Raw genomic sequence first — 26427 nt, forward strand, 5'->3', positions numbered from 1 at the left:
TATAGATACGACAGTAGCCAACATTAAAAATTTTGAGACCAAGACCGCATCTTTGCAAGCAAACCTTTCTGAAATTTCAAATCAGATCTCAAAAGCAAACACTGCGCTAACGATGTACAATTCAAAGATAGACAACGTCGCGAACAAAGTTGACGCCATCGACGAGTGGGTGACGTATGCGCGAGAAAATTCAAACAATCCGATTTTACCAGAGGCCTTAAAATTAGAACAAGGTAATAACGAATCTCTGTTTGTACCCGGCGAAAAAAACGAATGGATAGAACAATATATAACTGAGAACCCTGACCTCATCGAGAACCTAAACAAAAATCCTCAGTAAAATCTGAGTGAAAACAATCTAGCGGTTTCTCCAATCGGGGAGAGACGCCTGAGCAGACTTGCCACCAAGTTTTTGGTCTACTTGCGATTAACATCAGCTCCAACCTGAAGACGAGCAATGGAGTGAACCGGTTTCACGGACAAGCAACTCCATCAGCATCCTGGCAGCGCATGACGCAAACACCTGCCGCTTGATACCTGGTCCGAAGTCCAGCGACCGGCTCCGTTTAACCGATAGCCGGTCACACCACTTCCCCTACACCTCCGTCCTCTGCCGGGGAATGTCGTTTTCGCCCTCTTCTTCCGGCCCCATGCCGTAGCTCATGCGTGTCATCTGGGCGATGACCCGTTCCATTTCCTCATCGGAGAGGATGGGCGGCTCGCCGAGGGTCAGGGCCTGGACATACATCCGCGACAGCGTCTCGATCTCGATGGCCATCCACAGCGCAGAGGCCATGTCCTTGCCCAGCGATATCTGGCCATGCTGACCGAGCAGGCAGGCCATCCGGCCGGTCAGCGCTTCCAGGGCCGCATCCGACAGGGACTGGGTGCCGAAGGTCGCGTAGCGGGCGCAGCGGACCGTGGTGCCGCCGGCAATGCCGGTCATGTAGTGGAAGGAGGGAATGGTCTTGTGGTGACAGGCCAGCGTCGTGGCGTAGACCGAGTGGCAGTGCAGCACCGAGTTCACGTCCTGCCGCGCTTTCAGGATGTCGCGGTGAAAGCGCCATTCCGAAGACGGCCGGCGCCCCGCATAGGTGCCGTCGAAATCCATCTCCACGATATCCTCCGCCGTCATGTCGTCGTAAGGCATGCTGGAGGGCGTGATGAGGAAGCCCGTCGGCGTGCGTACCGACACATTGCCGGCTGTTCCCTGATTGATGCCGCTGGCATTCATGCGCCGGCAGATCCTCACCATCTCTTCACGCAGTTCCTGCATTTTCTTCATCCTGTTCCTGTCAATGAGCCCTGTATTGGTGAATTCATCCGAATGACCGGCTGCAACTGGCCCGTCCCGGGGTCACCGGCCCGCCTTGGTGGTGCGAAAAGGCGATCGGGTCGCGCATGACGTTTTCCTCACACGATTCCGCCGCCGCCCGCGGACGCCTGCGGGCGCTCTGCGGCCACCTTCTGCCGGTAGCGCGATGCGCGATAGGCAGAGACCGGATCGGCCGCGCCCCCGGCCTGTACACGCGCCATGGCGAGCAGAGGCTCCACATCGGTACGATAGGCGGCCTTCAGGGTCTGCGAGGCCATGAGCGCGTCGTTTTCCTCCTGGAAACCTTCCAGCGCCTGACGGTCCACCAGCAGCGCCTGGGCATAGGCCCGCTGCACTTCGATGGCAGACAGCATCAGGCTTTCGATGGGGTCGGTGACATTGTGGCTCTGGTCAAGCATATGCGCCGGGCGAAAATCCTCGACGCCGCGCTGTTCGGCATCCACGAGTTCGTTGAAGACCAGGAACAGCCGGTAGGGATCGATGGCGCCGGCGTCGAGATCGTCGTCCCCATATTTCGAGTCGTTGAAGTGAAAGCCGCCCAGCTTGCCGAACTGGATCAGGCGGGAGACGATCATCTCGATGTTCACATTGGGCGCGTGGTGGCCGAGATCGACAAGACAATAGGCCTTCGGCCCCAACTCCCGCACGATGAGGTAGTTCGTGCCCCAGTCCTGCACCACGGTCGAATAGAAGGCGGGCTCGAACATCTTGTGCTCGGTGAACAGGCGCCAGTCCTCCGGGATCGCCGCATAGATGTCGCCCATGGAGTCCAGATAGCGGGAAAAGGCGCGGGCGAAATTGCTCTGCCCCGGGAAATTGGACCCGTCGCCGATCCAGACCGTCAGCGCCTTCGAGCCGATGGCCTTGCCGATCTCGATACAGTCGAGATTATGGTCGACCGCCTGGCGCCGCACGGCCGCATCCGTGTGGCTGAGCGAGCCGAACTTGTAGGAATGGCGCTGATCGGCGGCGTCGGAAAAGGTGTTGGAGTTCATGGCATCGAAGCCGAGCCCCAGCGCACCGGCGGTTTCAAGCAGCCGTTTCGGATCGGCCCTGTCCCAGGGGATATGCAGGGAGACCGACGGCGTCACACGGGTGAGTTGCTGTACTACCGCGCAGTCGTGAAGCTTGTCGAACACGTCCCGCGGTTCACCGGGCCCCGGAAAGCGGGCGAAGCGCGTTCCCCCCGTGCCCACACCCCAGGACGGGATTGCAATGGCAAAGGCCTTTACCTTGTCCAGCAAACGCCCGATATCGATGTTTCTGCGCGCAAGCCGGGCCCCCAGCGCCTCGAAGTCGTCCTGAAGCGCGGCCCGGTCCCGGGCGTTCATGTCGTCGATCGTCGCAGTGTCAATGAGACCCGCCATCCTATCCCTCCTCCAACTTACCAGCGAAACCCGGGAAGCAGGTAGTCGGGCGTCGCCCCGTGCTCCCGGAACAGCTGACGTCTGTCTTCCTGCGTAGCGGTCCCGATGATCCCGGTCGCCACAAGCGCGGTCTTCAGACCCGCAGCCTGCCCTCCTGCAATGTCATGCTCGACGCTGTCTCCGATGCAGATCACCCGCGTGGGATCCGGATGCCGGAGCAATTCAAGCGCAGCGGCATATATTTGCGGGAAGGGCTTGCCGATCCAGGTGACCGGTCCTCCCATTTCCTCGTAGAGTTCGGCAATGCGTCCGGCGCCGAAGCGTGGCCCCGATGCCGTGAGCATGATCTTGTCCGGATTGGTGCAAAGGCACGGCACCGCCCGCTCCGCCGCCGGCGCCAGAAGCTGCCGGTAATGATCAAGGCCGTAGCGGTCTCCCTCACTGGCGCTGAGCAGGATGACATCCGCATCCTCTCCGCTGGCCGTAAGGGCGAGAGGAAGGCCTTCAACGGCAGAGCGGTCGTCATCTCGCGAAATCAGAAGACATTTTCTGGACAGGCCGTCGCGATACTCCGCCTGAAGATATTTCCAGGCCACGTCTCCGGACGAGAGGAAAGCTGTCCAGCTCCCCTTCCGGAAGCCGAGCCGTTCCAGCCGCGCCTCATTCGGCGCCGCGCGCTTGCCCGAATTGGAAAGCAGCAGGCAGCGCTTGCCCGCCGTTGTCAGACGCTCCAGCGCCTCGACAGCCCCCGGATATGGTCGCTCGCCGTCATGCAGCACGCCGAACTGATCGACCAGGAAGACGTCGAAACGGTCCGCCAGAGCGCCGACGCCGTCCATGGTCACCGGACCGCTCATTGCGCCGCCCCAAGCGCGATCAGCGCCAGGCGCGCCGTGCCGGCAGCCGCCTGATCCGACGCCACGGAGGCAAAGGGAACCCCGAGCTTGCGCCGGCGGATGGACGTCCAGGTGTCGTTGGCGGCGCCTCCCCCCACGGTGCGGATGCTGCCCAGGACCGGCGCCCCCAGGGCACCGAGCCGGGCGTAGCCCATGCATTCGATCTCGGCGATGCCTTCAAGCATGCCCTTCAGAAACAGCGCATCGTCATCGGGACGCGGCGCCAGACGCGGCGGCCACGCCTCGTCCCGGACCGGAAAGCGTTCTCCCGGCCGGAGCAGCGGATAATAATCCAGCCCCGACGGCGTGGCGGGATCAATGCGGCCGGAGAGCTCTTCGAGCTGTTCGCCGGAGAAGAATTGCGCCAGCACCGCCCCGCCGGTATTGGAGGCACCGCCTGCAAGCCACAGGTCGTTGATCCTGTGGCTGTAGATCCCGTATTCCGGGGCGAAGACCGGCCTGTCGCTGAGGAGCTTCAGCGTCAGTGTGGACCCGAGAACCGTCACCCCGTCGCCCGCACGGTCGGCACCGGTCGCAAGAAAGGAGGCGCAGCCATCGGTGGTACCGGCGACCACGAGCGCATGGTCCGGAAAGCCGAACCGCTTTCGCACCTGTTCCGTGACCCGGCCCAGGCCCGTACCGGGACGCTCCACATGCGGCAGCAGCGCGCAATCGAGGCCGGTCGTCGCCAGCCAGTCCGGCCAGGCTCCGGTGATGGGATCGTACCCTGTCTTCAAGGCATTGTTTTCGTCGGACGTGTCGAAACGGCCGAGCAAACGTCCGGCGATCCAGTCGGCCTGATGCAGCAACCTGGCGACATTCGCCTGTTTCTGAAGGATCAGCGCCTTCGCGAGGCCGGATGTCGCCCCGTGCGCGGCACTGCCGGCAGGCGCCACGGCGCCGATCCGGGCAATGACGTCTGCGTCCTCGACGGCATCATTGTACATCAACGCGGGCGCCACGGACCTGCCATGGTCGTCAACGGCGAGCATCGTTCCCGACGTACCGTCCACCGCCACCGCGCACACGGCATCGCGATCGATACCAGCCAGGAGCTTGTCGAGCGCCTCTTCGACCGCATGCCACCATGCATCCGGTGTGCGCCAGCCGCTGCCGGAAAACGCAGAAGACCCGACGCCCGCCACAACGCGATCGCCGCGCATCGCCACTGCCCGCACACCGGAAGTGCCCAGATCGATGCCGATGACAAGCCCCTCTCTCATGGTACGCGCGCCTCGGCTGAAGAGGTCGCGCGCGCCAGCTCCTGGCGGTACTTTTCAGCGTCCCAATCCGTCAGGTCGAGATGCTCGCGCGCACTCAGGACCCGCAGTGGGGCCCCGGCGGGGATCCGGGCCGCCACATCGGCCAGACATTGCACCATCAGGTCGCCGTTGAGGGGGACGTCCTCGCGCATCAGTACTCCGAGCCCGGGAAAGACGATGAATGGCGGTGCCTTGCCAAGCCGCGCGGCCACCTCGGCCGGTGTCTCGCCGGCCCCGGCGACGGGAGCGCCCTCCTCCAGAAAGATGACATGGTCAGGATACAGACTGCCCTGGCGGGCATGGGCGATGCTGATTTCGTCCGTCGCGATACCATGCGCTTCCGGGGTTCGGGGCAGCCTGTAGGCCAGGTTGGCCGTGTCGGACGCCAGGGCCTGAAGCCGTTCGATCCGTGGCTCCGCAAAGGTCCGGGGCCGCGAGGCGAGCCTTTCGACCACGTCATTCAGAAGGACGGCTGCCGCATCCACGGTCTGCGCCGCAACCACCAGCCCGTGATTGGCGAGAATCAGGATATCCGGCCTGTTGCCACTGACCGACTGGATGGCGTGGGCGAGCGGCAGGCCCGGGCGGGCGTAGGGAACCAGCGCCCAGTTCACCCCCCGAAGGCGCGGTTCCAGAAGCCCCTCGGCATCCTTGCGAACCGCGATTGCAATCGTGTTGACGCAGTGCACATGCAGCACAACGCGCTGGGGCATCAGCGCATGGACGGTCGTCTCTATCGAAGGCCGCAGGCCTGGCGGGGCCTGCGCTGCAATGATGAACTGTTCGGCTTTCTCAGCGGCCGGATCCACCGCATGGACCGCATCCAGAAGCGGGTGCATTTCAACCGGCACCATGATGTCGCGGTCCCGCGCCCGGGCAAGCCAGGTACCGGAGGCCTTGATCCACAAGGTGTCGCCGATCTTGAGCGATGTGTTGCCACCGGCGCCCTGGATGAGCGCCAGATCGTCACCGAGTGTGGCGGAGAGCCTTCTGAGCGCTTCCAATTCGCCTGCGCCATTGTCCGAAACTGTCATAGCCGTCCTTTCGCGCAGTTGAGACCTGGCGGTTGCTGGAAAGCGGAGTGCGGGGAGAGCACGGACACCGCCCCCTCCCCGCATGGTCTTAGAAATCGAAGTTGCCGATGTTGTCCTTGGTGAAGACGAAGGGCGCGCCCAGCAGGATTTCAGAGCCATTGATGACCTGAAGTTCCCCGAGACGGCCCGCTTCGACAGAGGTGTCCCCCGGCTTCAGGTCTCCGTCAGCCGCGGCACGCAGGACATGGGCTGCCGCATAGCCGAGATCGACCGGATTCCAGAGCACGACCGACTTCACGCATTCGGCCGCAACATAGGGCTTCATGGCGTTGGGTGTTGCCAGTCCGACGACGGCGACATTGCCGCATTCGCCTGCCTGCGTCACCGCGTCGGCAGCCGCCGGCGTTGCGACACTGGTCATGCCGAAAATACCATCGAGATCGTCACCATACTTGTTGATCAGCGTGTTGGCCTGATTGAAGGACAGGATGTTGTCTTCCTGCGCCTCGACGGTTTCCAGCCATTCCATGTTCGGATGGCATTTGGCCTGATAGGCTTCCATCTCGGCGATCCAGCGTGCCTGGTTCGGCGTCGAGAAGGTCGAGGTGACGATCGCGAAGGAGCCATCCTCGCCGATTTCCGCGGCCATGGAATCGATCATCGTCTTGGCGATGCCGTTGAACTCCGCCTGGTTGACGAACCACTGGCGGGCATCGGGCTGGGAATTCGCGTCGTATCCCACAACGAGGATGCCCTGGTCGAGGGCCTTCTTCAGCACCGGCGAGATGGCCACCGGATCGTTTGCGGCAAACAGGATGCCGTCCACGCCGGAGGTGATGTAGTTGTCGATCAGCGTGATCTGATCGTCGATGTTGGCGCGGCTCGGCCCGTCTGTCTTGGCATCCATGTTGCCGATTGCTTCCGCGGCTTCGGCAATGCCTTTCGAGGTCGCATTGAAGTAACCGATGCCCACGAGCTTGGGCACATCGACCACGGTGATCTCCTTGCCCTTGCGGTCCGGAGCGTTCTTCGGCTCGCCGCCGTCATAGGGCTGCGCCGCAGCCTCGGCCGGCGTGCCGTCGCAGGCGAGCGGACTGGTCGGCAGATCGTCGCCGCCTGTCCATGTCGATTGCGCTTGCGAGAGGCTTGTCGACAGCGACAAGACCAGGAGCGCAGATACTAAAGTCCTACCCATTTGAAGTTCCTCCACTTGACGTCGGCCCAGCGAGCGGCGGTGCCGACAACCCTCCTAATTATCGAGATCCGCTCCTCTCGAAGACGTTGCTGATCAGGATCGCGAGGATCAGAACCGCGCCGATCAGCATGATCGTGCCGTCTCCCTTCACTCCCGCGAGAGACAGCCCGTTCTTGAGTGCCTGGATAAGGCACAATCCGATGAAGGTGCCCAGAACCGTCCCGCGGCCACCGAAGATCGAGGTGCCGCCGAGAACGACGGCCGTGATTGCATCGAGTTCGATGCCCGTTCCCATGTCGGACCGGGTGGTGGAAACGCGGGATACGAATATGACCGCGGCCACCGATGCTGCGAAACCGGACGCCATATAGAGCGCGATCTTGGTCTTCTCCACCTGCAGCCCGGAGAACCGGCTCGCGACCTCGTTGGAGCCGATCGCATAGACCGTCCGTCCCCAGCGGGTATAGGCCAGGATGATCGAGGCGATGAGCGCGCCGATCAGCAGGATCCAGAGCTGGGTGGGAATACCCAGGACTTCCCCCTGCCCCAGAACGTAAAACCACTCCGGATAGCCGCGCACCGAGCGCGCCTGGCTGATGCCTTCGGCCAGGCCGCGGTACAGCGCGAGCGTTGCCAGTGTGGCAATCAGTGGCGGAACCTTGAACCGCGTGATGATCAGCCCGTTGAAGAGACCGGCAAGCGTGCCCGCCGCGATGGCCGCGACAATGGCCAGAGGCAGGGGCAGGCCGACATTCTGCCAGAAGACGCCGAGCAGGATCGCCACCAGCCCCAGTATGGAGCCGACGGAAAGGTCGATCCCGCCGGTGGCGATGACGAATGTCATGGCGATGGCTATCAACCCGATCTCCGTCATCAGGCGCCCCTGGTTGAGCAGATTGGCAACGGTGAAGAAACGGTCCGACTGCCAGGCCAGCACGACCAGGACGATGGCCAGCAGCACTGCGAGAAACGTCTCGTGGCGAAGAAGCGCGCGATAATTCATGCCGCCGCTCCATTGCGCCCATGGCGGCGCCACATATCCGCCAGCACCGTGGCAAGGATCAGAAGACCGATGACTGCGCGCAACCAGTACGCGGAGACATTGACGAATATCAGCGCCGAACCGATGGTGGCGAAGAGGATGGTCGCAAGCGTCGATCCGATCACAGTGCCCGACCCTCCGAGAATGGATACGCCGCCGATGACGGTCGCGGTGATGATGGTCAGTTCGAGATTTGGCGGAACCGTCGACTGGATGACCTGAAGCTGGGTGGCGAACAGGATCGCCGCGATACCGGCAAAGGCCCCGTGGATGGCAAAGACCGTGACCAGCCTGCGCTCCACGGGAATACCCGTTGCAACCGCGGCCTCCCGATTGCCGCCGATTGCGTAGATCGACCGGCCGAACGCCGTGTAACGCATCCACAGGAAGGCCAGAACCGTGAGCACGATCATGAAGAGGAGCGGCACGGGTACGGACAGGAAGCGCTTCTGCGCGATCAGGAAGTCGGGGGGAAGGTCGGTGATCCAGGTGCCGCCCGTAACGCTGATCAGGCCGCCCCGCAGGATGGAGAGCGCCCCAAGCGTCACCACGATGGCAGGGATGCGGGCATAGGCCACCAGAACGCCGATGACCGCGTTGATCGCCATGCCGACGAACATGGGAGCAACAAGGGCGACCCAGATCGGATACCCGGAAACCGCCAGCGTTCCCGCGATGGTCGCCAGCACCCCGATCAGCGCGCCGACGGACACGTCGATATTGCCGGTCATGATCACCATGGCCATGCCGATGGCCGCCACGGCGATATAGGCATTGCCGGAAAAGATCGTCACCAGATTGTTCGGGTTGACGAAGCGTGGATTGACCAGGGTCACCACGACAAAGAGGACGGCGATGGCCGCCAGAACCACCAATTCCTGGCCATATTCGGCAAACAGACGCTGCGCGAAATTCTGGCGCCGGAGCCTGCGCGCCGGCTGTGCAACCGCTTCGCTCATCATGCCGTCTCCTCCAGCCTGTGTGCCGTCATGGCAGCGCCAACCCGTTCGGGCGACGCCTTGCTGCGGTCGATCACGTCGGTGACCTCGCCGCTGTTCATGACCAGAACCCGGTCACTCATGCCCAGCACCTCCGGCAGCTCGCTCGATATCATGATGATTGCCACCCCCTGCTTCACCAGTTCCCCCATGATGCTGTGGATCTCGGCCTTGGCACCGACATCGACGCCACGGGTCGGCTCGTCCAGGATCAGCACCTTGGGATTGGTCGCCAGCCACTTGGCTATGACGACTTTCTGCTGATTGCCGCCGGACAGTTCGCCCACCGCCTGATCGATATTGCGGCTGCGGATACCGAAACGTTCGATGGCATCGCGCGTGATTTTCGCTTCCGCATCGGCCCGGATGAAGATGCCGGACGACAGCTTCTCGATGATCGCCATGGAGACGTTCTTTCGGATCGCCATCGGCTTCACGAGCCCCTGCAACCCGCGGTCCTCGGGCACATAGGCGATGCCGAGATCTCGCGCCTGCCGGGGCGAAGCGATGTGCACGGGCTCTCCTTCGAGGACAATTTCACCGGATGTGGCGGGCGTCATGCCGAACAGCGTCAGGGCAAGCTCCGTCCGTCCACTTCCGACCAGCCCGGCGATACCGAGTATTTCGCCCCGCCGCAGCGAAAAGGAGATGTCCCGGACATGGCGCCCGTGATTGAGGTTCCGCACCTCAAGCACGGTTTCCCCGATTTCCGCGTCCGCCTTCGGGAACAGGCTTTCGATGGAGCGCCCGACCATCATCGAAACAAGCTGCTGCTCGTCCACATCACCGATATCGCGGGTGCCCACATGGGTGCCGTCGCGCAAAACGGTCACCCGGTCGGCGAGAGCGAATATCTCGGGCATGCGGTGGCTGACATAGACGATGCCAACGCCCCGGTCCCGCAACTGTGTCACCACTTCCATCAGCCGCTGAACATCGGACTCCACCAGCGAGGCCGTCGGCTCATCCATGATGAGAATGCGCGCGTTCTTGCTCAGCGCCTTGGCGATTTCCACCCGCTGACGCTGTGCCACCGAGAGATTGAGCACCTTGGTGTCGACATCGAGGTCGTGACTGTCGAGCTGGTCGAGCAGGTCTCGCGTCCGGGCGCGCACGGTCGCCCAGTCGATCCAGCCCCCCGCCTTGCGCGGGTAGTTTCCCAGGAAGACATTCTCCGCCACCGTCAGTTCGGGAAACAGCAGGAGTTCCTGATAGACGGTCGCGATCCCCGCCGACGTGGCGTCGCTTGTGGAGGCAAATTTCTGCTCTTCGCCATCGACAACGATGGTCCCGGTATCCGGCTTGTAAAGACCTGCCAGCATCTTGATGAGGGTCGACTTGCCGGCACCATTCTCGCCGAGCAGCGCATGCACCTCGCCCTGCCGCACGTCAAAGTCCACATCCTTCAGCACCTTGATGCCTACGAAGGACTTGGACATGCCCTTCATGCTCACATATGGCTCCGGCCTGTTCATCGCTCGCCCTTTCCCGGCATCATCCTGTTCGCCCGCGCGTCGTCACGTGCCTGTTCGGCAAGCTCACGCCAGCGATCCCGATAGGCTTCCAGCCCCTTCACCGCGCTAGGGCGAACCGGGACCGTCTCGTCGCGGAAGGGGGCCAGCCCCAGGGCATCGAATGCCAAAGCGGCCGCTCCCGTGGCGGATCCCTCGGCCATTGCCGAGCGCACCACGGTCTGGCGCGGGCGCAGCTGTGCCAGCATGCCGTTGAAGAGGTCGATGCGCGCAAGACCGCCATCGACGACAAGAAGATTCTGCGAGCGGATCAGATCGAGCGACAGGTCGGTCATCATGACCACATAAAGCGCGGCAACGGCTGCCCGCTCCTCCCCTTCAACCTCACCGCCCAGAACATGGCCTTCGTTTTCGGGAAAAGGTCCGCCGGCCGCCCAGGACGGCAGCGCGAAGACGCCGCGCTCGATCACGCGCTCGACCGTCGCCTGGGCAATCGGCTTGTTCCACTGACCGCTGATGCGGTCATATTCACGCCCGCCCATGAAGCGCAGCGACGGTGCCGGCTCGCCCTTCACGGTGACATTTGCAATCATGTCGCGCTCGCCATCGAGGGCGTCGAGCGGGCAGTCCAGATTGATGATGATGACCCAGGTGCCGGTGGACACCAGCGTAAAGTGTTCCAGCCCGGTCATCCGGTAATAGGAGAGCGCGGCATTGGAATCGTGCACACCGTTGTGGACGTCCAGCTCCCGGGTGCTGCCGTCCTTGAGCGTCACCGCCGTTTTTCCGACGACGGCACCCGCAGGGACGATCTCGGGGAAGAGCGCCCGCCAGCCAAGCCGGTCCACAAGCGAACTGTAGTCCCTCTCGAGCGGCGCCCAGAGCTGGCTGTGCGCGCCCAGGTAGGAACATTCCGCCAGCGTGCGGCCGGTAAGCCGCCATATCCAGTACTGCGGGAAGCAGAGGACCGCATCCGTTTGCGCGAAGATGTCCGGCTCGTCCATCTGCAGCCAGTACATATGGCGCGCAATGGAGAAGCCGAGCGGCAGCCAGGGGGTAAAGCTTTCCGAAAATGCCGGCAGTTTCGGATCAATCTCCGCCGAGACGGTTTCCGGCACCTCCTGCTCGTAATCCAGAATCGGATGCAGCAGTTCACCGCCCCGCGTCAGCGCAAAGGTGCAGCCATGGGCCGAGACCATCACATTTGCCACGTCATGCTGACTGACAACGCAAGCAAGCTGCTCCTTCAGCCAAACCAGCAGCGCCGCATCATCAAGCACGGCGCGGCCACGGAAGTCCGTCCACGCCGGGGCGCTGCGTCTCTCGTCAAGAAGCGTACCGTCCTGCGCGAAGACGAACAGCTTGGTGTTGGTCTTGCCGAAGTCGAATACCGCAAGAGCTCCGCTCATCCCTCGCCTCCCGCAACGATTTCCAGCGTCACACCGGCGTCTTCCACGAGCTTCGCGCATTTGTCCGAAATGCCGTCGTCGGTAATCAGCGTGCCGATGCGAGACAGCGGCAGAGCGACGTTTCTTGCATGGATGGAGAACTTCCGGCTGTCGGCGAGCAGCACGATCTGGTCCGCGTTTTCCGCCAGCTCCTGAATGGAGCGCACCATCAGGGGATGGGATTCAAGCACCCCTTCGGAACTGATCCCCTGCGCGCCGATGAAATACTTCGAGGCATAGAAGACATTCTGCTCATGAGGCGCAAACATGACCAGGGGCTCGCGATGCAGCTCTCCGCCGGCCACGGTCAGACTGCACTTGCCATTCTCCCCCAGATAGGCGGCCAGGGGCATGGAATTGGTATAGAGACGGATACTCCGGTGAGCGAGCCTCACGCCCAGCTGAAAGCAGCTTGAGCCGCCATTCACGATCACCGAGTCGCCGTCCGCAACCATCAGGGCCGCCCGTTCGGCAATGCGGTTCTTGGACTCGACTGCGAGGTCGCGGTTTTCGTCATAGGGACGGGCATAGGCGGCCGCCCCGGCGGGGCCATCAAGGGCGGAGATACCGCCATAGACCTTTCGGGCCGCCCCCATATTGTCGATCTTGTCGATGTCGCGCCGAATGGTGGCCGCAGAGACGCCCAGGCGTTTCTGAAGATCGCGAACCGATGCAAATGGCCGGTCGCGCAGCAATTCGATGATACGCTTTCGACGAACCAGGTCGCTCACGACATTCCTCCCAGAAATCACAACAGCAGCCCTATTTGATTTAAGTTACTCACGAAAACAGGAATTGCAACATAATTTGAATAATTTCCGTCATACCGCAATGCACATAGAGCATTGTGCGGCGCATTATGATCAAATTACATCTTTTGGAGATTGACATTCATCATCAACCTACCAGTATTAGCGCCTGTTACGAGGGTGCATGCCTATGGGAGGAATTGCTGACATGGCGAATACGAGCGCGAACCTGCTGAAAAATCTCTGGAGTGACGCAGAAGCGTCAGGCATGAGCGAGCCCGAGCGCCTGGTCTACCGCTCCAATCTGCTGGGATCGGACAAGCGCATCACCAATTACGGCGGCGGCAACACCTCGTCGAAAATCAGCGAAAAGGACCCATTTACCGGTCAGGAGGCCGAAGTCCTGTGGGTGAAGGGATCCGGTGGGGACATCGCCTCGATCCGCCTGGAGGGGTTCGCCACTCTTTACATGGACAAGCTTCAGGCCCTGAAGAAGCTCTACCGCGGTATTGAGCACGAAGACGAGATGGTGGGCTACCTGCCCCACTGCACTTTCAATCTCAACCCGCGCGCCGCCTCCATCGACACGCCTCTGCACGCCTTCGTCCCCTACCCCTATGTCGATCACATGCATCCCGACGCGATCATCGCCATCGCGGCAGCCGAAGATTCACGGGAACTGACCCGGAAGATTTTCGGTGACGCCATCGGCTGGCTGCCCTGGAAGCGGCCGGGATTCGAACTCGGCCTGTGGCTGGAAAAATTCTGCGAGGAAAACCCGGAAGCCAGGGGCGTTATTCTGGAAAGCCATGGGCTGTTCACCTGGGGCGACAGCCCGAAGTCCTGTTACGAAACCACCATCGACACGATCAATCGCGCCATTGCATGGCTGGAGGAAGAGACCAGCGGAACGCCCGCCTTCGGCGGCCCCAGGCATGAGGCGCTTTCTGCCGAAGAGCGCCGCTCCGCCGCCTCGCTCCTCATGCCGCAGATCCGCGGAATGATTTCCCGGGAGGGGAACTACAAGGTGGGCCACTTCGTCGATTCACCGGCAGTGCTGGATTTCGTCAATTCCAGACACATGCCGGACCTGGCGCCGCTCGGGACTTCCTGCCCCGACCATTTCCTGCGTACGAAGATCCGGCCGCTCATGATCGACTTCGATCCGGCGCAGCCGGACCTGGATGCGGCGGTCAATGCCCTGCCCGGCGCCCTCGATGCCTATCGTGCGGATTATCAGGCCTATTACGATCGCTGCCGCCACACCGACTCTCCACCGGTGCGCGATCCGAATGCCGTGGTCTATCTCATGCCGGGCGTGGGCATGTTTACCTTCGCCGCCGACAAGGCAACGGCCCGGATCGCGGCCGAATTCTATGTCAACGCCATCAACGTGATGCGCGACGCCTCCGCCGTCTCCACCTATCGGGGTCTGCCGGAACAGGAAGCCTTCGATATCGAATACTGGCTGCTCGAGGAGGCAAAGCTGCAACGCATGCCGAAGCCCAAGTCGCTGGCCGGACGCGTCGCCCTCATCACGGGCGGCGGCGGCGGCATAGGCCGGGCGACCGCCGCGCGCCTGATGCGCGAGGGAGCATGTGTCGTGCTTGCAGATATCGACGAGCCGTCCCTCGACACGGCCCGCGCTGACTTCGCGGAGGCTTTCAGTCCCGACATGGTGCGCACGGTCAGGCTCGACGTTACGGACGAAGACGCGGTCGCGGAAGCCTATCGGCAGGCGGGAATCGAGTATGGAGGCGTCGACATCATCGTCTCCAATGCCGGGATTTCCTCCTCGGCCCCCATCGAGGATACGGATCTGGCCGCCTGGAACCGCAACATGGACATCCTGGCCAAGGGGTATTTCCTCGTTTCGCGCGAGGGTTTCCGTTTCTTCAAGCGGCAGAAAATGGGCGGCAACATCGTTTTCATCGCTTCGAAGAACGGGCTTGCAGCCTCTCCCAACGCTTCGGCCTATTGCACCGCCAAGGCTGCGGAAATTCACCTCGCCCGCTGCCTGGCGCTGGAGGGCGCGGAGCACCAGATCCGGGTCAATACGGTCAATCCGGACGCCGTTCTTCGCGGCTCGAAAATCTGGACCGGCGAATGGCGCGAGCAGCGCGCCGCCGCCTATTCGATGAAGCCGGACGAACTGGAGGAACACTACCGCAAGCGCTCGATGCTGAAACGCTCCGTGCTTCCCGAAGATGTCGCGGAAGCCGTGTGTTTCCTGGCTTCCGACGTCTCGGCGAAATCGACCGGCAACATCCTCAATGTGGATGCCGGCAATGCACAGAGTTTCACGCGGTAAGCCGGCCCCGGATCGCAATTCACCAGACGACGACAGGCTGTTTCAGATCAGCTTGTCGTCCTGGCCTCATACCGCCATTCGGCACGTTTTCGCGAAGAGCGATCGCTTGAGTGCAATTCGACCGGCCGCGGAGCGAACCTGTTTCTGCCGCCATATCCGCTGAGCAAACGATTTCGACGAAAGGGCTTGCCGTCGCAGATCCCGGATCTTCCGACGCTCAAGCTTGAGCGACTGACCTCCTCATCCCCCCCGGCAAGGCCAACCTCCTCAGGCCACGCCTCCGGGTTATGTCCATGAACGACGACAACTGGCGGGAAGGCTGCCGGTCGAGGGGTCGGCGGGTCATTGCGACATTTCAATGTGAACGTAGAGCCCCTTTTTCGTAGGCAACTGCGGATTTTCCGAGAACACCAGATCAGCGCCATGAAGATTGGCGATAGTCTTGACCAGGGCGAGTCCCAGACCGGAGCCGTCGGAGGTTCGGCTGCGTTCAAGGCGATAGAGCGGTTGCGTGACGCGTTCGAACGCGTCACGGGGGATGCCGGGCCCGGTGTCTGCCACGCCGATTGCGGCGCCATGTGCCACAAGGCTGATATGGGTGTGCCCAGGCGTATGGCGGATCGCGTTTTCCAGAAGGTTGGCCATTGCCTGAGCAAGCAGAACACGATCCCCTGAAACCGTTTCGGGCATATCCTTGTCGAGTGCCAGGGTCCGGCCAGATGCTTCAATCACATGACGATATGTTTCGAAGATCTCGTCCACGAGGTGCCCCAGATCCACAGGCGCGAAGCTTGCCCGTGCCGTGCCGGTTTCGAGCTTGGCGATCCGGAGGAAGGCGTCGAAGATCGCGGTGATCCGTTCAGCCTGAGCGATGGCCGCCTCGATGGCATGGGCACTGTCGCCACCGTCCTCGATCGCCATCAGGGCGCGGTCCAGCCTGATCCGCAGGCGCGAGAGCGGCGTTTTGAGATCATGAGCGATGTTGCCGGCGAAATTCCGGGATTGCCGGATCAGCGCGTCGAGCTGATCGAGCGTCGTGTCAAGCTGGCGGGACAGATCGCCAAGGTCGTCATGGCGGGGACTTCCGCCAACCCTTGCGGACAAGTCGCCCGCACCGAAATCGCTCAGGGCCTGGGAGATGGCGTTGATACGGCGTTGCGTGCGCGCGCCGAGATAAACGCCAAGGCACAACGCAGAAAGCGCCGCGCCCAGTCCCACGAGGCCCATGGTTTTCAGCATGATCTGCAGGAAATCGTCCTGACGGCGAAGGTCGGTGGCGACAATCAGCTGACCGCCCCTGACCGGACCTGCGAAATACATCCAGTGTTCAAGATCGTCCAGCGGCGCATCTGTCTCTGGCGGTGTCGTGCCGCGGTCCCAGAACGCCCACCTGAACTTCGGGGCATTGTGAATTCCGGATCTGATGTCACTGTCTCCCGGCCGGAATTCGATCCGTTCGTTCTTTGCTTCGGGATAACGGGCCGGATCATAACCAAGGCGCTCAATGTCGTCGCGCACTTCCGCGAACCGGCTATGCAGCTCATCCTCGATCCGCCTCCGGGTCTCCCGTTCGAACGCGGCAATCACGATGGCTCCGGCCACCAGGACGATAAGAAGAAAGGCCAGCGTGATGGTGACGGCCTGACGTACGGCCGACATGCGCAGGACAGCGCTCAGGTCAGGAGGTCGGTTCAAAGACATATCCCGCACCGCGCCGTGTCCTGATCACGGTGTCACCAAAGGGTTTCTCGATCTTGGCACGCAAACGGCTGACATGCGTTTCCACGACACTGCTGGTGGGGTCGAAATTCATGTCCCAAACCTTTTCCAGCAGCATGGTGCGTGTCAGGACCCGCCCATTGGAGCGTACGAAGGTTTCCAGCAGGCGAAATTCCTTCGGGTTGAGATTAACCGGCCTGCCTTGCCGCTGGCAGCGCTGCCTGAGAAGATCAAGCTGAATGTCCCCGGCGGTGAGGCTGGTCTTCGGTGCACCGGCAACCTCGGCATGGCGCCGCCCCAAAGCGGCGACCCGCGCATCGAGCTCCGAAAAGGCGAAGGGCTTGCGCAGATAGTCATCCGCCCCCGCATGCAGACCTTCCACCCTGTCATCCACATCGCCCAGCGCCGTGAGCAGCAGAACAGGCACGCCGTTTTTCGCCGCCCGAAGGGCGCGAAGCACGGACAGCCCGTCAAGACCCGGCGTCATTCGGTCGAGGACCAGCAAATCATAGGACTGGGTCGTCGCCCGAACCAGCGCATCGCGCCCATTTTCCAGCCAGTCGACCACATGCCCGGCACGGCTCAGCCCGTCGCGCACCCACTCACCGATCTCCGGGTCGTCTTCCAGCAGCAGGATCTTCATCATCGGCCTTAAATTTTGCGGAGCGGGCTTCCCCTGAAGAGGGGATCTCTCAAACATGACGTGTCCCATTCTTAGCGGCCCAAAGCCGCCGGGACAAAATGCAAATTCCTTACAAATTTGTATACTTGGGATCAATTCACCGCAAAGCCGGATTGTTATCTCAAAAGGAAGCGACTCCTCCAGAAAACTAGGGAAACCGATCATGCTCAAAACGCTGATAATGCTGACCACCAGCACCCTTCTCGCCAGCGCCGCCCAGGCCGAAACCTTCTCCGCCGATGTCTGGGTCGACAACTGGTTCTCCATGAGCGTCGATGGCCGGCAGGTCGCCGAAGACAGTGTGCCGATCACCACGGAGCGGTCTTTCAATGCGGAAAGCTTCACTTTCGAGGCAGAGCGACCCTTCGTGATCGGCCTGACAATGAAGGATTTCAAGGAAAACGATACCGGCCTCGAGTATATCGGCACCCCTCGCCAGCAACTGGGCGACGGCGGAGCCATCCTGCAGATTCATGACGCCGACGGGGCGCTTGTGGCGGTGTCCGATTCCGGTTGGCAGTGCCTCGTTGTACACAAGGCCCCGCTCGATCCGGCCTGTGCCGGGGAGAGCGAACCGACAGCAGGCGAAGGCGCCTGCGGCTTCGCAATCACGGAAGAACCGGAAGGCTGGAACACAGCGGACTTCGATGCCTCCGGCTGGACTGCCGCCACAGAGCACAGCGTTCGCGAGGTCGGTCCGAAAGATGGCTATGACCATATCGACTGGGACGCGTCAGCGGAGCTGATCTGGGGACCGGACCTGAAAACCGACAACACCATTTTATGCCGTCTGACGGTCGAATGAACCGTCGCCGATACCGGTCCCGAACCTTTTCGAAAGAAAACCGCATGAAACAGCTCCCCTCCGCCGGACGCCTCGGCGCCGTTGCTTTTTTCCTTGGTGCCGCCGCAGGACATGTCGCAGCTGCGCAGGCTCACGACGACCACGTCCATGACGCAAAGGCCCGTTGCGATACGGTCATCGCTTCCGTCGCCGATGCCGGGTTTTCCGACACGGTTACCGTCACATGCGACAACGGCAAGGCGATCATCTCCTCCGACACCTACCCGGACCACGAGTTGATGACAGGCATCGTCGGCACGAACGAACAGGTTCCCGTGCCCGCCAGGCAATATGACGCGCCTATCCCGCTTGAGCCGGTTCTGGGTGACACGCCGCAGACACGTGACGCGGCGCTTGGCGTGGCCGTCAATGGCGTGCCGATTTTCGACTATACGGGCGGTGGCGAGATGACGGAGGCGGACCTCCATCACTACCAGAGCCGGCACGACACGTTCCAGACCCAGCAGCTTGACGTTTGCGGAGGCCATGCGGGCCGTGGCGACGACTATCACTACCACATGAAACCCGTCTGCATGATTGCGCAGATGGAGAATGCCGGAGACGATGCCATCATCGGCTGGGCCTTCGACGGCTTCCCGATCTATGGCGACAACAACCCCGATGGCACCGCGATCGTCGAAGGTGTTCTGGACGTGTGCAACGGACAGGCAGACGAAACCTACGGGTACCGCTATCACACCTCGAAGGACGCCCCCTACATCGTACAGTGCCTGATGGGAGAGGTCGGCGACCTGCGCGAGTTGCCCCGCACGGCGCCGCTGGTCGACGCGGCCACTGGCCGTGGTGTTGCTCCCGGAAGGCCGCCTGCGGGCGGGGTCGACAATCTGGTCTTCACCCAGAATGAAGATGGCAGCCGCAGCATGGATTACAGCTACGAGGGTGAGGATTACTACATTCGCTACAGCCCTGCCGACAGGCCCGACTGCTACAATTTCGAGACCAAAACCGTCACCAACGGCGGTGAGGTCAAGACCGGAGAATTCTGTCGATGAGAATGCCCGTCCGGACCGTGGCACTCCATGTTTTTCTCGCGTTTCAGGCCGCCATCGCAGGCCCGGCCCTCGCCGGGACCCCGTTCACGCTGACAAGCCCCGCCCTGGAAGAGGGCGGGCGTCTTCCCGCGGATCTCAAATGTTCCCGCGACGGCGGCGACGGTGCCTCGCCGCCCCTGGAATGGACCGGGGTTCCCGCTAACACGCAGGGCTTTGCCCTGATCATGCATCATTACCCGCGAGACACTGTCGAGGGGCGCGATGCACCCAGCCAATACTGGTTGCTCTGGAACATTCCGCCCGAAACACGCGCGATCCCCAGAGGCAATCCCGCCTCCCTTGGGCAGGAGGGGGCCGACAAGGATGGCAACTTTACAGGTTACACCCCGCCGTGTTCCCCGGGTGCGGCCGAACACATGTACACGATCACAGTTTTTGCTCTCAACTCAGCCCCGGACGCATTGCCTTCCCATGACAGTCGCTCGGTCGACTGGACGAAGATGGTCGAAGCCCTCAAGGGCAAGATCGTAGCCGAAAGCAGCCTGACGTTTCGCAATTAGATGGTGAACCGGCCCCGGTTTTCCGCGCGTGACGGCGACACGGAGCCTTGCCCGCCTAAAGCGCGTAGATCACCTCCGCGGCCCTGACCGCCGCGGACGCCCTGTTCTCGACCCCGAGCTTGATGAAGATCTGCTCCAGGTGCTTGTTCACCGTGCGCGGCGACAGGCCGAGGATTTCGCCGATGTCCTTGTTGGCCTTGCCCTTGGCGATCCAGATCAGCACTTCGGCCTCGCGCTGTGTCAGTGCGAAGCGCTGCTGCAGGGCGCTGATCTGACCCGCTTCGTCTTCGGCCGTCACCCGGAAAAGGTTTTCGTCCGGACCGACCCGGCCGAGCGGATGAAGCTGGACCGCAAGATCTTCCGACAGGCCCAGCATGAAGCTCTTGTGCCGATCCTCCGCGAGCGCCGCATTGTCCAGCCATTCACCCAGCGCCTGACCGAGACGGAACAGGCTGGCCTCCGCGGCGCCGGTTCTCGCCAGAAGATTGCGGATCTGCGGCGTCGACCACAGCACGCTGCCATCGGTCGATACGGCCACCAGATGACGGCCCGCCGCATCGAGCGCCACATGAGCGCTCTGGACGGATCTCGCGTTTTTCAGATGAACCTTGATACGCGCCTTGAGTTCGTCGACGTCGATCGGCTTGGTGAGGAAATCGACGCCACCCGATTCCAGAGCCCTGACCACGTGCTCGGTTTCCGAAAGCCCGGTCATGAAGATCACCGGCACATGGCGGAGAGCCGGATTGTCCTTGATCTTGCGGCAGGTGTCGAAACCGTCCAGCCCCGGCATCACCGCATCCATGAGGATGGTGTCCGGGGTCACCTTGTCGCAAACGGACAGGGCCGCCTCGCCGCTGGTCGCTACCAGAACGGCGATGCCGGTCTTCTTCAGCGCCTCGGTGACGAAGCCGAGCGTCTCCGGACTGTCGTCCACCACCAGGACGGTATCGCGGCGCTCATCCGTCATGGGGCTCCAATCCGCCCAGCACCTGCCTGTAGGCGTCAAAATCGAAACGGTTGAGATGTCCATGCAGCGTGTCGATCAGCGGTCCGTTCTCCGGTGTGTGCGCAAGTTCGCTCAGCTTGGCTTCAATGCCTTCCACATATCCGATTTCCGCCAGCGATATCAGATCCGCCACATGTTCGGCACCGGGAGAACGCAACCGGCTGACGGGTTCCGGAGCGGCAACAACGTCTTGCGGATTTTCCGTCCACACAACATCCAGGTGCTTTTGCAGAAGATCGAGAAGCTGGCCGATGGTGAAGGGTTTGGCGAGCGTCGCATTGTGATGGACCGGGCCGTCCGGGCGCAAGGCCTGATCGCCGATATTGGCCGAAAGCATGATGACCGGAGCGGCTTCCCCCCGCGCCCGCAGGGTTTCCACCAGCTCCCAGCCGTTCATGCCGGGCATCAGGATATCGACAAGATAGAGATCCGGGTTCAGTCCCTGGACATGCTCCAGACAGGCCGCGCCGTGCTCGGCTTCCACCACATCGAAGCCGACGGGCTTGAGGATGTCGCTGACGAGCGCGCGGTGATCGCAATTGTCGTCGATGACGGCGATCGTGCGCCGCGCGCCTTCGTAGCCGCGCACCTGCCGTTCCAGCCGGACGGTATCCACGGGCCGGTCGACGGCGGCAAGCATGAGACGAATCTCGAAAGAGGCCCCCTTGCCCGGCTCGCTGGACAGCGCGATGGCTCCGCCCATGGATTCGGCCAGCAGCTTGGTGATGGTCAGCCCCAGCCCGAGGCCGGGAGTGCGCGCACCGGACGCCGCCTTGCTGCGGCCGAAGGGTTCGAAGATCTTCGTCTGTTCGTCCAGCGCCACGCCGGGGCCGCTGTCCGCGACCACGAAAGACGCCACCTGGGAGCGGTAGCCGACCGAGAGTGAGACCCTGCCCTCATCGGTGAACTTGATGGCGTTGGACAGCAGATTGACCAGGATCTGGCGCAGGCGTTTTTCGTCGGTGCGGACAAAGACCGGCAGATTGGCGGCCCGGACATAATCGAACCCCAGGCCCTTGGCGGCCGCCTGCATGCGAAACATGTCGACGATCTGGTCGAGAAATTCGTGCACGTTGATTTCGTTGGAATAGATCTGCAGCCGGCCGGCCTCGATCCGGGAAATGTCCAGAAGACCGTCGATCAGGCCCGACAGGTGCTCCGCGCTGCGGCGAATGGTGCTGACGGCGGGCTTGCGCGCCTGCGGCAGGGTCTCGTCGCGCTCCAGCACCTGGGCATAGCCCATCACCGCATTGAGGGGCGTCCGCAGTTCATGACTGAGGCCGACCACATAGCGGCTCTTGGCAAGATTGGCTGCCTCGGCGTCTTCCTTGGCTTTCTGGAGCGCGGCATCGGTGACGCTGTGGGCGTCGATTTCCTTCTGCAGGAGCGCGTTCTGGCGCGCGGATTCCTCCTCCGCCACCCGGCGGGTGTCATTGGCCAGCACCAGGAACCAGCAGGCAATGCCGGCGACGATGGCGAAGACGAAGAAGATCAGACCGACTGTCTGGCCGATGATGCCTGTCGGATCCCCAAGGCGGCTGACAGCCTGACCATAGATGATCCACAACACCACACCGATCGCCGCGATGGACAGGATGGAGGTCAGGGCATAGCGACCGAGGCGGGTGCGGAAATAGACCAGAACCGACTCGGGCAGGACATAGGCTGCCACGGTGCCGACCTGGTGGGTGAACCGGGCACTGGGCTTGCAGGAATCGTGGCAGCGGGCATCCAGCGTGCAGCACAGCGAGCAGATCGGCGCCTGATAGGCCGGGCAATAGGCCATGTCCTCCGGTTCGAAGGGATTTTCGCAGATGGAACAGGCGATCTGCTCCAGGTCCTGCCAGCTCTTGCGCGGCTTGCGCGCCAGATAGAACCTGCCCCCGGTGACCAGGGCGATCGCGGGTGCGGCGATGAAGGCTATCCCCATGGCGAGAAAGGTTGCCAGGGCTGCAGCGGCCTCGCCGAACTGGCCGAAATGGGCTGCAAGCGCGATGCCGGCGGCCAGCAGCATCGAGCCGGTGCCGACCGGGTTGATGTCGTAAAGATGAGCCCGCTTGAACTCGATGCCCGGCGGCGACAGGCCAAGCGGCTTGTTGATGAACAGATCGGCCGAAATCGCGGACAGCCACGCCATGGCGACGATGGAAAACACCCCGAGCGTTTCCTCCAGCAGCCGGTAGATGCCGAGTTCCATCAGCAGGAGGGCGATGCCCACATTGAAGACCAGCCAGACCACCCGGCCCGGATGGGAGTGGGTCAGACGGGAAAAGAAATTCGACCAGGCCAGCGAGCCCGCATAGGCGTTCATGACATTGATCTTGAGCTGGGCGACAACGACGAAAGCCGCCATCAGCAGCAGGACCATGGTCTCGTTGGGAATCATGTAGCCGAAGGCGATCGCGTACATGCGCGACGGTTCATCGGCATGCTGCACGGGCACGCCATGGGACAGCACGAGCACGGCGAGGAAGGATCCGGCGATCATCTTGGGCGCGCCGAGCACGACCCAGCCTGGCCCCGCCAGGAAAAGCGCCAGCCGGTGGCGGCGGCGGCCGAAGTCGCGGGCGGGGAGAAACCGCAGGAAGTCCACCTGCTCGCCGATTTGCGCCATCAGCGCAAGAATGACCGCCGAAGCGGCCCCGAAACTGACCAGATTGACGCTTTCCCAGCCGCCTGGCCCTGATTTCGGCGCCTGCGTCAGCGGATCGATGCCGGTGAATTCCAGCCAGGTCCCGACTGCCTGCCAGTCGGTGAAGGCGATGAAGACGAAGGGCAGGATGTTCAGCACTATCCAGAATGGCTGAGTGGCGATCTGAAACCGGCTGATCCAGGTGATCCCGTGGGTCACCAGCGGAATGACGGCCACCGCACTGACGATATAACCGAGCCAGAGCGGCAAGCCGAAGGCGAACTCCAGCGCGCTCGACATGATCGAGGCTTCGATCGCAAACAGGATGAATGTGAAGCTGGCATAGATCAGTGACGTCACCGTCGAGCCGATGTAGCCGAAACCGGCGCCGCGGGTCAGAAGATCGATATCGACGCCGTAGCGCATGGCATAGCGGGCGATCGGCAGGCCGACCACGAGCAGCACGACGCTGCCGACCAGAATTGCCAGAAAGGCGTTTGCGGTGCCGTGCGACAGTGTGATGGCGCCGCCGATCGCCTCCAGCGCCAGAAAGGAGATCGCGCCGATGGCCGTCTGGGAGATCGCGCGGGAGGAAAACCTGCGGGCGCTTTTGGCCGTGAACCGCAGGGCGTAGTCTTCCAGGGTCTGGTTGTTGACCCACTTGTTGTACTGCCGCCGCACCGGCAGGATACGCTGGCGGGCGGTCATGGAACTGATTGTTTTTTAGGCATACGCCTGCTTTTTCGTCACAAAATTGCCGCGACCGGGCGCACGCTCCGTGAAACCCGGTTTGTTCGTCATCGGGATGCAAGGAATGCAGGTTCTGTACCAGTTGCACCTGCGCAGGGTGGTCACAGGTGTCCCGTGATAAAACGAGGCCCCTGGTCGCGCGGGATCGCCACGTTACTCTCACGCGTGGTTGAGTGCGACCACCGGGTCGAGCCTAGCCGCGGAGCGTGCAGGCAGGAAGCCGAAGGTGATTCCGATCAGGGTCGACGAAAGAAAGGCCACCACGATCGCCGTCACCGAGAAGCTCAACCGCACATCGGCCGAGAAGTACCCTACCAACTGCCCACCGATCAGCGCGCTGGCGATCCCCAGCACGCCGCCGGTCAGACAAACCAGCACCGCCTCGATCAGGAATTGCGCCACGATGTCGGAGCGCCGCGCCCCGATCGCGATGCGCACGCCGATTTCCTTCGTGCGCTCGGTCACGGAGACCAGCATGATGTTCATCACCCCGATTCCTCCGACGATCAGCGAAATCACCGCGATCAGCGCCACCAGCAGGGTCAGCGTCTCGGTCGTCGAGGTGATCGTTTCGCGGATCGTGTCGGAATTGACCAGGAAAAAATCCTTGGTGCCGTGGCGATTGATCAGCAGATCAGTGATCTCGCTCTCGGCAAATGTGGTGTCATAATCGTCGCTCACTCGCACCGCGACGCTGTCGAGGAAATCCTGCCCCGAGATCCGCGCCATCACCGTGGTGTAGGGCACCCAGACATTGAGCGATTCCGGCCCGAAGCTTGCGCCGCTCGAACGCACCACGCCGATCACCCGCACCGGAACGCCGCCCAGGAGCAGGACCTTGCCTATCGGGTCGACATCGGCGTCGAAGAAAGTGTCGCGCGTATCCTCATCGATCACCGCGACCTGGGTGCGCCCCGTGACATCCTCGGGGCCGAATGTGGCACCGGTCACGGTGACGTAGTTATGGACCTGGAAATAGTCCCCGCCCACCCCGTTGATCGCGGAATCAGAGGATGTGCTGCGATAAACAACCGTGCTTTTTGTCGCGACCGACGGTGAGGCGCTGTCGACATAGGGTTGCAGCGCCAGCAAATCTGCATCAGAAGGCATCAGCGTCTGCACCTTGTTGACGTCGCGCGCCCCGAAGCCCGTGCCAGAGCGTACCGTGATCGTGCTGGTCCCGAGCGAGGAGATGTTGTCGAGTACCTTTTCCTGCGTCCCGGTTCCTAACGCCACCACGAGCACGACAGAGGCGATGCCGATGATGATTCCCAGCATCGTCAGCATCGAGCGCACCCGGTGCGCCAGCAGAGCCTTTAGCGACATGTCGACAGCCTCGCGCATGCGCAACAGAGCGGCCCCTGCGCGTGGTTCCGCAGGTGCGCGCTCCAGGCGCCCGTCATTGCCGATATCCTCGCGGGCCGTCTTCGTATCGGAGATGATCCGCCCGTCACGGATTTCGATCGTGCGATGCGCGTGCCGGGCAACCTCGGGGTCATGGGTGACCATGACGATCGTGTGGCCTTTGCGATTCAGCTCCAGCAGCAGCTCGATCAGCTCCTTCGAGCTTGACGTATCGAGCGCCCCGGTCGGCTCGTCGGCCAGAATGACTTCGCCACCATTCATCAATGCGCGTGCCACCGAGACCCGCTGCTGCTGTCCGCCGGAAAGTTCGCCGGGCCGGTGGTCCAGCCGCTCGGCAAGGCCGAGTTGGCCCAGCAGGTCAGCGGCGCGTTCGCGTCGGGCCGCGCGGCTCTCACCGGCATAGATCGCCGGCACTTCGACATTGCCCACCGCGTCGAGATCAGGCAGCAGCTGGTAACGCTGGAAGATGAAGCCGAAATGCTCACGCCGCAGCTGGGCAAGCTCGTCTGGATCGAGTTCACTCACATCCTGGCCCGCGAAGCTGTAACTGCCCGAGCTGGCGTGATCGAGGCAGCCGAGGATGTTCATCAGCGTCGATTTGCCCGAACCAGAGGCACCGATGATCGCCACCATCTCGCCCGGCCAGATGTCAACGTCGACATCGCGCAGGACGGTGATTGTCTCTTTGCCTGCCTGGAAGCTGCGTGAAATTCCACGCGCAGATATCAGGGGTTCGTCCATCG

At 62.3% G+C, this 26427-nt stretch carries 21 protein-coding genes; 5 read left to right on the top strand and 16 right to left on the bottom strand.

Going from position 1 to position 26427, the window contains the following annotated elements:
• Positions 1–340 (top strand): hypothetical protein (locus tag DCO57_RS23455; protein ID WP_165814618.1); only part of this gene is annotated, 340 nt, incomplete at its 5' end.
• Positions 341–595: 255 nt separating this feature from the next.
• Here the strand turns inward: DCO57_RS23455 and DCO57_RS02870 are convergent.
• From DCO57_RS02870 to DCO57_RS02920, 11 genes are all read right to left on the bottom strand, one after another.
• Positions 596–1285 (bottom strand): class II aldolase/adducin family protein, encoded by a 690-nt coding sequence (locus tag DCO57_RS02870; protein WP_116697368.1) that lies wholly within the window; start codon positions 1283–1285, stop codon positions 596–598.
• Between the two features lie 128 nt (positions 1286–1413).
• On the bottom strand, positions 1414–2703 hold the full coding sequence (gene rhaI / locus DCO57_RS02875; RefSeq protein ID WP_116697369.1) for an L-rhamnose catabolism isomerase: 1290 nt from the start codon (positions 2701–2703) through the stop codon (positions 1414–1416).
• A gap of 17 nt (positions 2704–2720) precedes the next feature.
• A complete protein-coding gene (locus tag DCO57_RS02880) occupies positions 2721–3560 on the bottom strand; it encodes a TIGR01459 family HAD-type hydrolase (RefSeq protein ID WP_116697370.1) in 840 nt (279 codons plus the stop codon).
• Positions 3557–4822, bottom strand: a complete 1266-nt coding sequence (locus DCO57_RS02885; RefSeq protein ID WP_116697371.1) for an FGGY-family carbohydrate kinase — start codon at positions 4820–4822, stop codon at positions 3557–3559. The genes DCO57_RS02880 and DCO57_RS02885 overlap by 4 nt, the downstream gene beginning before the upstream one ends.
• Complete coding sequence (locus tag DCO57_RS02890; RefSeq protein WP_116697372.1) at positions 4819–5895, bottom strand: class II aldolase/adducin family protein; 1077 nt, start codon at positions 5893–5895, stop codon at positions 4819–4821. The genes DCO57_RS02885 and DCO57_RS02890 overlap by 4 nt, the downstream gene beginning before the upstream one ends.
• 88 nt (positions 5896–5983) lie before the next feature.
• Positions 5984–7090 (bottom strand): substrate-binding domain-containing protein, encoded by a 1107-nt coding sequence (locus DCO57_RS02895; protein WP_116697373.1) that lies wholly within the window; start codon positions 7088–7090, stop codon positions 5984–5986.
• 58 nt (positions 7091–7148) lie between these two features.
• On the bottom strand, positions 7149–8093 hold the full coding sequence (locus tag DCO57_RS02900) for an ABC transporter permease (protein ID WP_116697374.1): 945 nt from the start codon (positions 8091–8093) through the stop codon (positions 7149–7151).
• A complete protein-coding gene (locus DCO57_RS02905; RefSeq protein WP_116697375.1) occupies positions 8090–9094 on the bottom strand; it encodes an ABC transporter permease in 1005 nt (334 codons plus the stop codon). The genes DCO57_RS02900 and DCO57_RS02905 overlap by 4 nt, the downstream gene beginning before the upstream one ends.
• Positions 9091–10605 (bottom strand): sugar ABC transporter ATP-binding protein, encoded by a 1515-nt coding sequence (locus DCO57_RS02910; protein WP_116697376.1) that lies wholly within the window; start codon positions 10603–10605, stop codon positions 9091–9093. Before DCO57_RS02910 ends, DCO57_RS02905 begins: the two co-directional genes overlap by 4 nt.
• A complete protein-coding gene (locus tag DCO57_RS02915; protein WP_116697377.1) occupies positions 10602–12011 on the bottom strand; it encodes an FGGY family carbohydrate kinase in 1410 nt (469 codons plus the stop codon). Before DCO57_RS02915 ends, DCO57_RS02910 begins: the two co-directional genes overlap by 4 nt.
• Positions 12008–12781, bottom strand: a complete 774-nt coding sequence (locus DCO57_RS02920; RefSeq protein WP_116697378.1) for a DeoR/GlpR family DNA-binding transcription regulator — start codon at positions 12779–12781, stop codon at positions 12008–12010. Before DCO57_RS02920 ends, DCO57_RS02915 begins: the two co-directional genes overlap by 4 nt.
• A gap of 226 nt (positions 12782–13007) precedes the next feature.
• On the opposite strand from DCO57_RS02920, the gene DCO57_RS02925 reads away from it, so the two are divergent.
• Positions 13008–15110 (top strand): bifunctional rhamnulose-1-phosphate aldolase/short-chain dehydrogenase, encoded by a 2103-nt coding sequence (locus tag DCO57_RS02925; RefSeq protein ID WP_116697379.1) that lies wholly within the window; start codon positions 13008–13010, stop codon positions 15108–15110.
• Positions 15111–15452: 342 nt separating this feature from the next.
• On the opposite strand, the gene DCO57_RS02930 is transcribed toward DCO57_RS02925, so the two are convergent.
• Both DCO57_RS02930 and DCO57_RS02935 read right to left on the bottom strand, forming a co-directional pair.
• The gene (locus DCO57_RS02930; protein WP_165814619.1) at positions 15453–16805 is read right to left on the bottom strand and encodes an ATP-binding protein; all 1353 of its coding nucleotides are present in this window, start codon (positions 16803–16805) and stop codon (positions 15453–15455) included.
• Positions 16789–17472 carry a response regulator transcription factor gene (locus tag DCO57_RS02935; RefSeq protein ID WP_116697701.1) on the bottom strand — a complete coding sequence of 228 codons (684 nt, stop codon included), beginning with the start codon at positions 17470–17472 and terminating at the stop codon, positions 16789–16791. Before DCO57_RS02935 ends, DCO57_RS02930 begins: the two co-directional genes overlap by 17 nt.
• A 202-nt stretch (positions 17473–17674) precedes the next feature.
• Between DCO57_RS02935 and DCO57_RS02940 the strand changes: the two genes are divergently transcribed.
• Genes DCO57_RS02940 through DCO57_RS02950 form a run of 3 tightly spaced genes read left to right on the top strand, consistent with a single transcriptional unit; the run spans position 17675 to position 19928 of the window.
• Complete coding sequence (locus DCO57_RS02940; RefSeq protein ID WP_116697381.1) at positions 17675–18316, top strand: PEBP family protein; 642 nt, start codon at positions 17675–17677, stop codon at positions 18314–18316.
• A 44-nt stretch (positions 18317–18360) separates the two neighbouring features.
• Positions 18361–19368, top strand: a complete 1008-nt coding sequence (locus DCO57_RS02945; RefSeq protein WP_116697702.1) for a YHYH protein — start codon at positions 18361–18363, stop codon at positions 19366–19368.
• Positions 19365–19928 carry a YbhB/YbcL family Raf kinase inhibitor-like protein gene (locus tag DCO57_RS02950; RefSeq protein ID WP_116697382.1) on the top strand — a complete coding sequence of 188 codons (564 nt, stop codon included), beginning with the start codon at positions 19365–19367 and terminating at the stop codon, positions 19926–19928. The genes DCO57_RS02945 and DCO57_RS02950 overlap by 4 nt, the downstream gene beginning before the upstream one ends.
• A gap of 55 nt (positions 19929–19983) precedes the next feature.
• Here DCO57_RS02950 and DCO57_RS02955 read toward each other — a convergent pair whose 3' ends face one another.
• The 3 genes from DCO57_RS02955 to DCO57_RS02965 all read right to left on the bottom strand — a co-directional run bounded on the left by DCO57_RS02955 (position 19984) and on the right by DCO57_RS02965 (position 26425).
• Positions 19984–20898: a DNA-binding response regulator gene (locus DCO57_RS02955; RefSeq protein ID WP_116697383.1), complete on the bottom strand. Its 915-nt coding sequence runs from the start codon at positions 20896–20898 to the stop codon at positions 19984–19986.
• The gene (locus DCO57_RS02960) at positions 20888–24277 is read right to left on the bottom strand and encodes an ATP-binding protein (protein ID WP_116697384.1); all 3390 of its coding nucleotides are present in this window, start codon (positions 24275–24277) and stop codon (positions 20888–20890) included. The genes DCO57_RS02955 and DCO57_RS02960 overlap by 11 nt, the downstream gene beginning before the upstream one ends.
• Positions 24278–24478: 201 nt before the next feature.
• Positions 24479–26425: a MacB family efflux pump subunit gene (locus DCO57_RS02965; protein WP_165814621.1), complete on the bottom strand. Its 1947-nt coding sequence runs from the start codon at positions 26423–26425 to the stop codon at positions 24479–24481.
• Positions 26426–26427: the final 2 nt, after the last annotated feature.

Source organism: Labrenzia sp. 011, assembly GCF_003075075.1.
Classification (GTDB): Bacteria; Pseudomonadota; Alphaproteobacteria; order Rhizobiales; family Stappiaceae; genus Roseibium.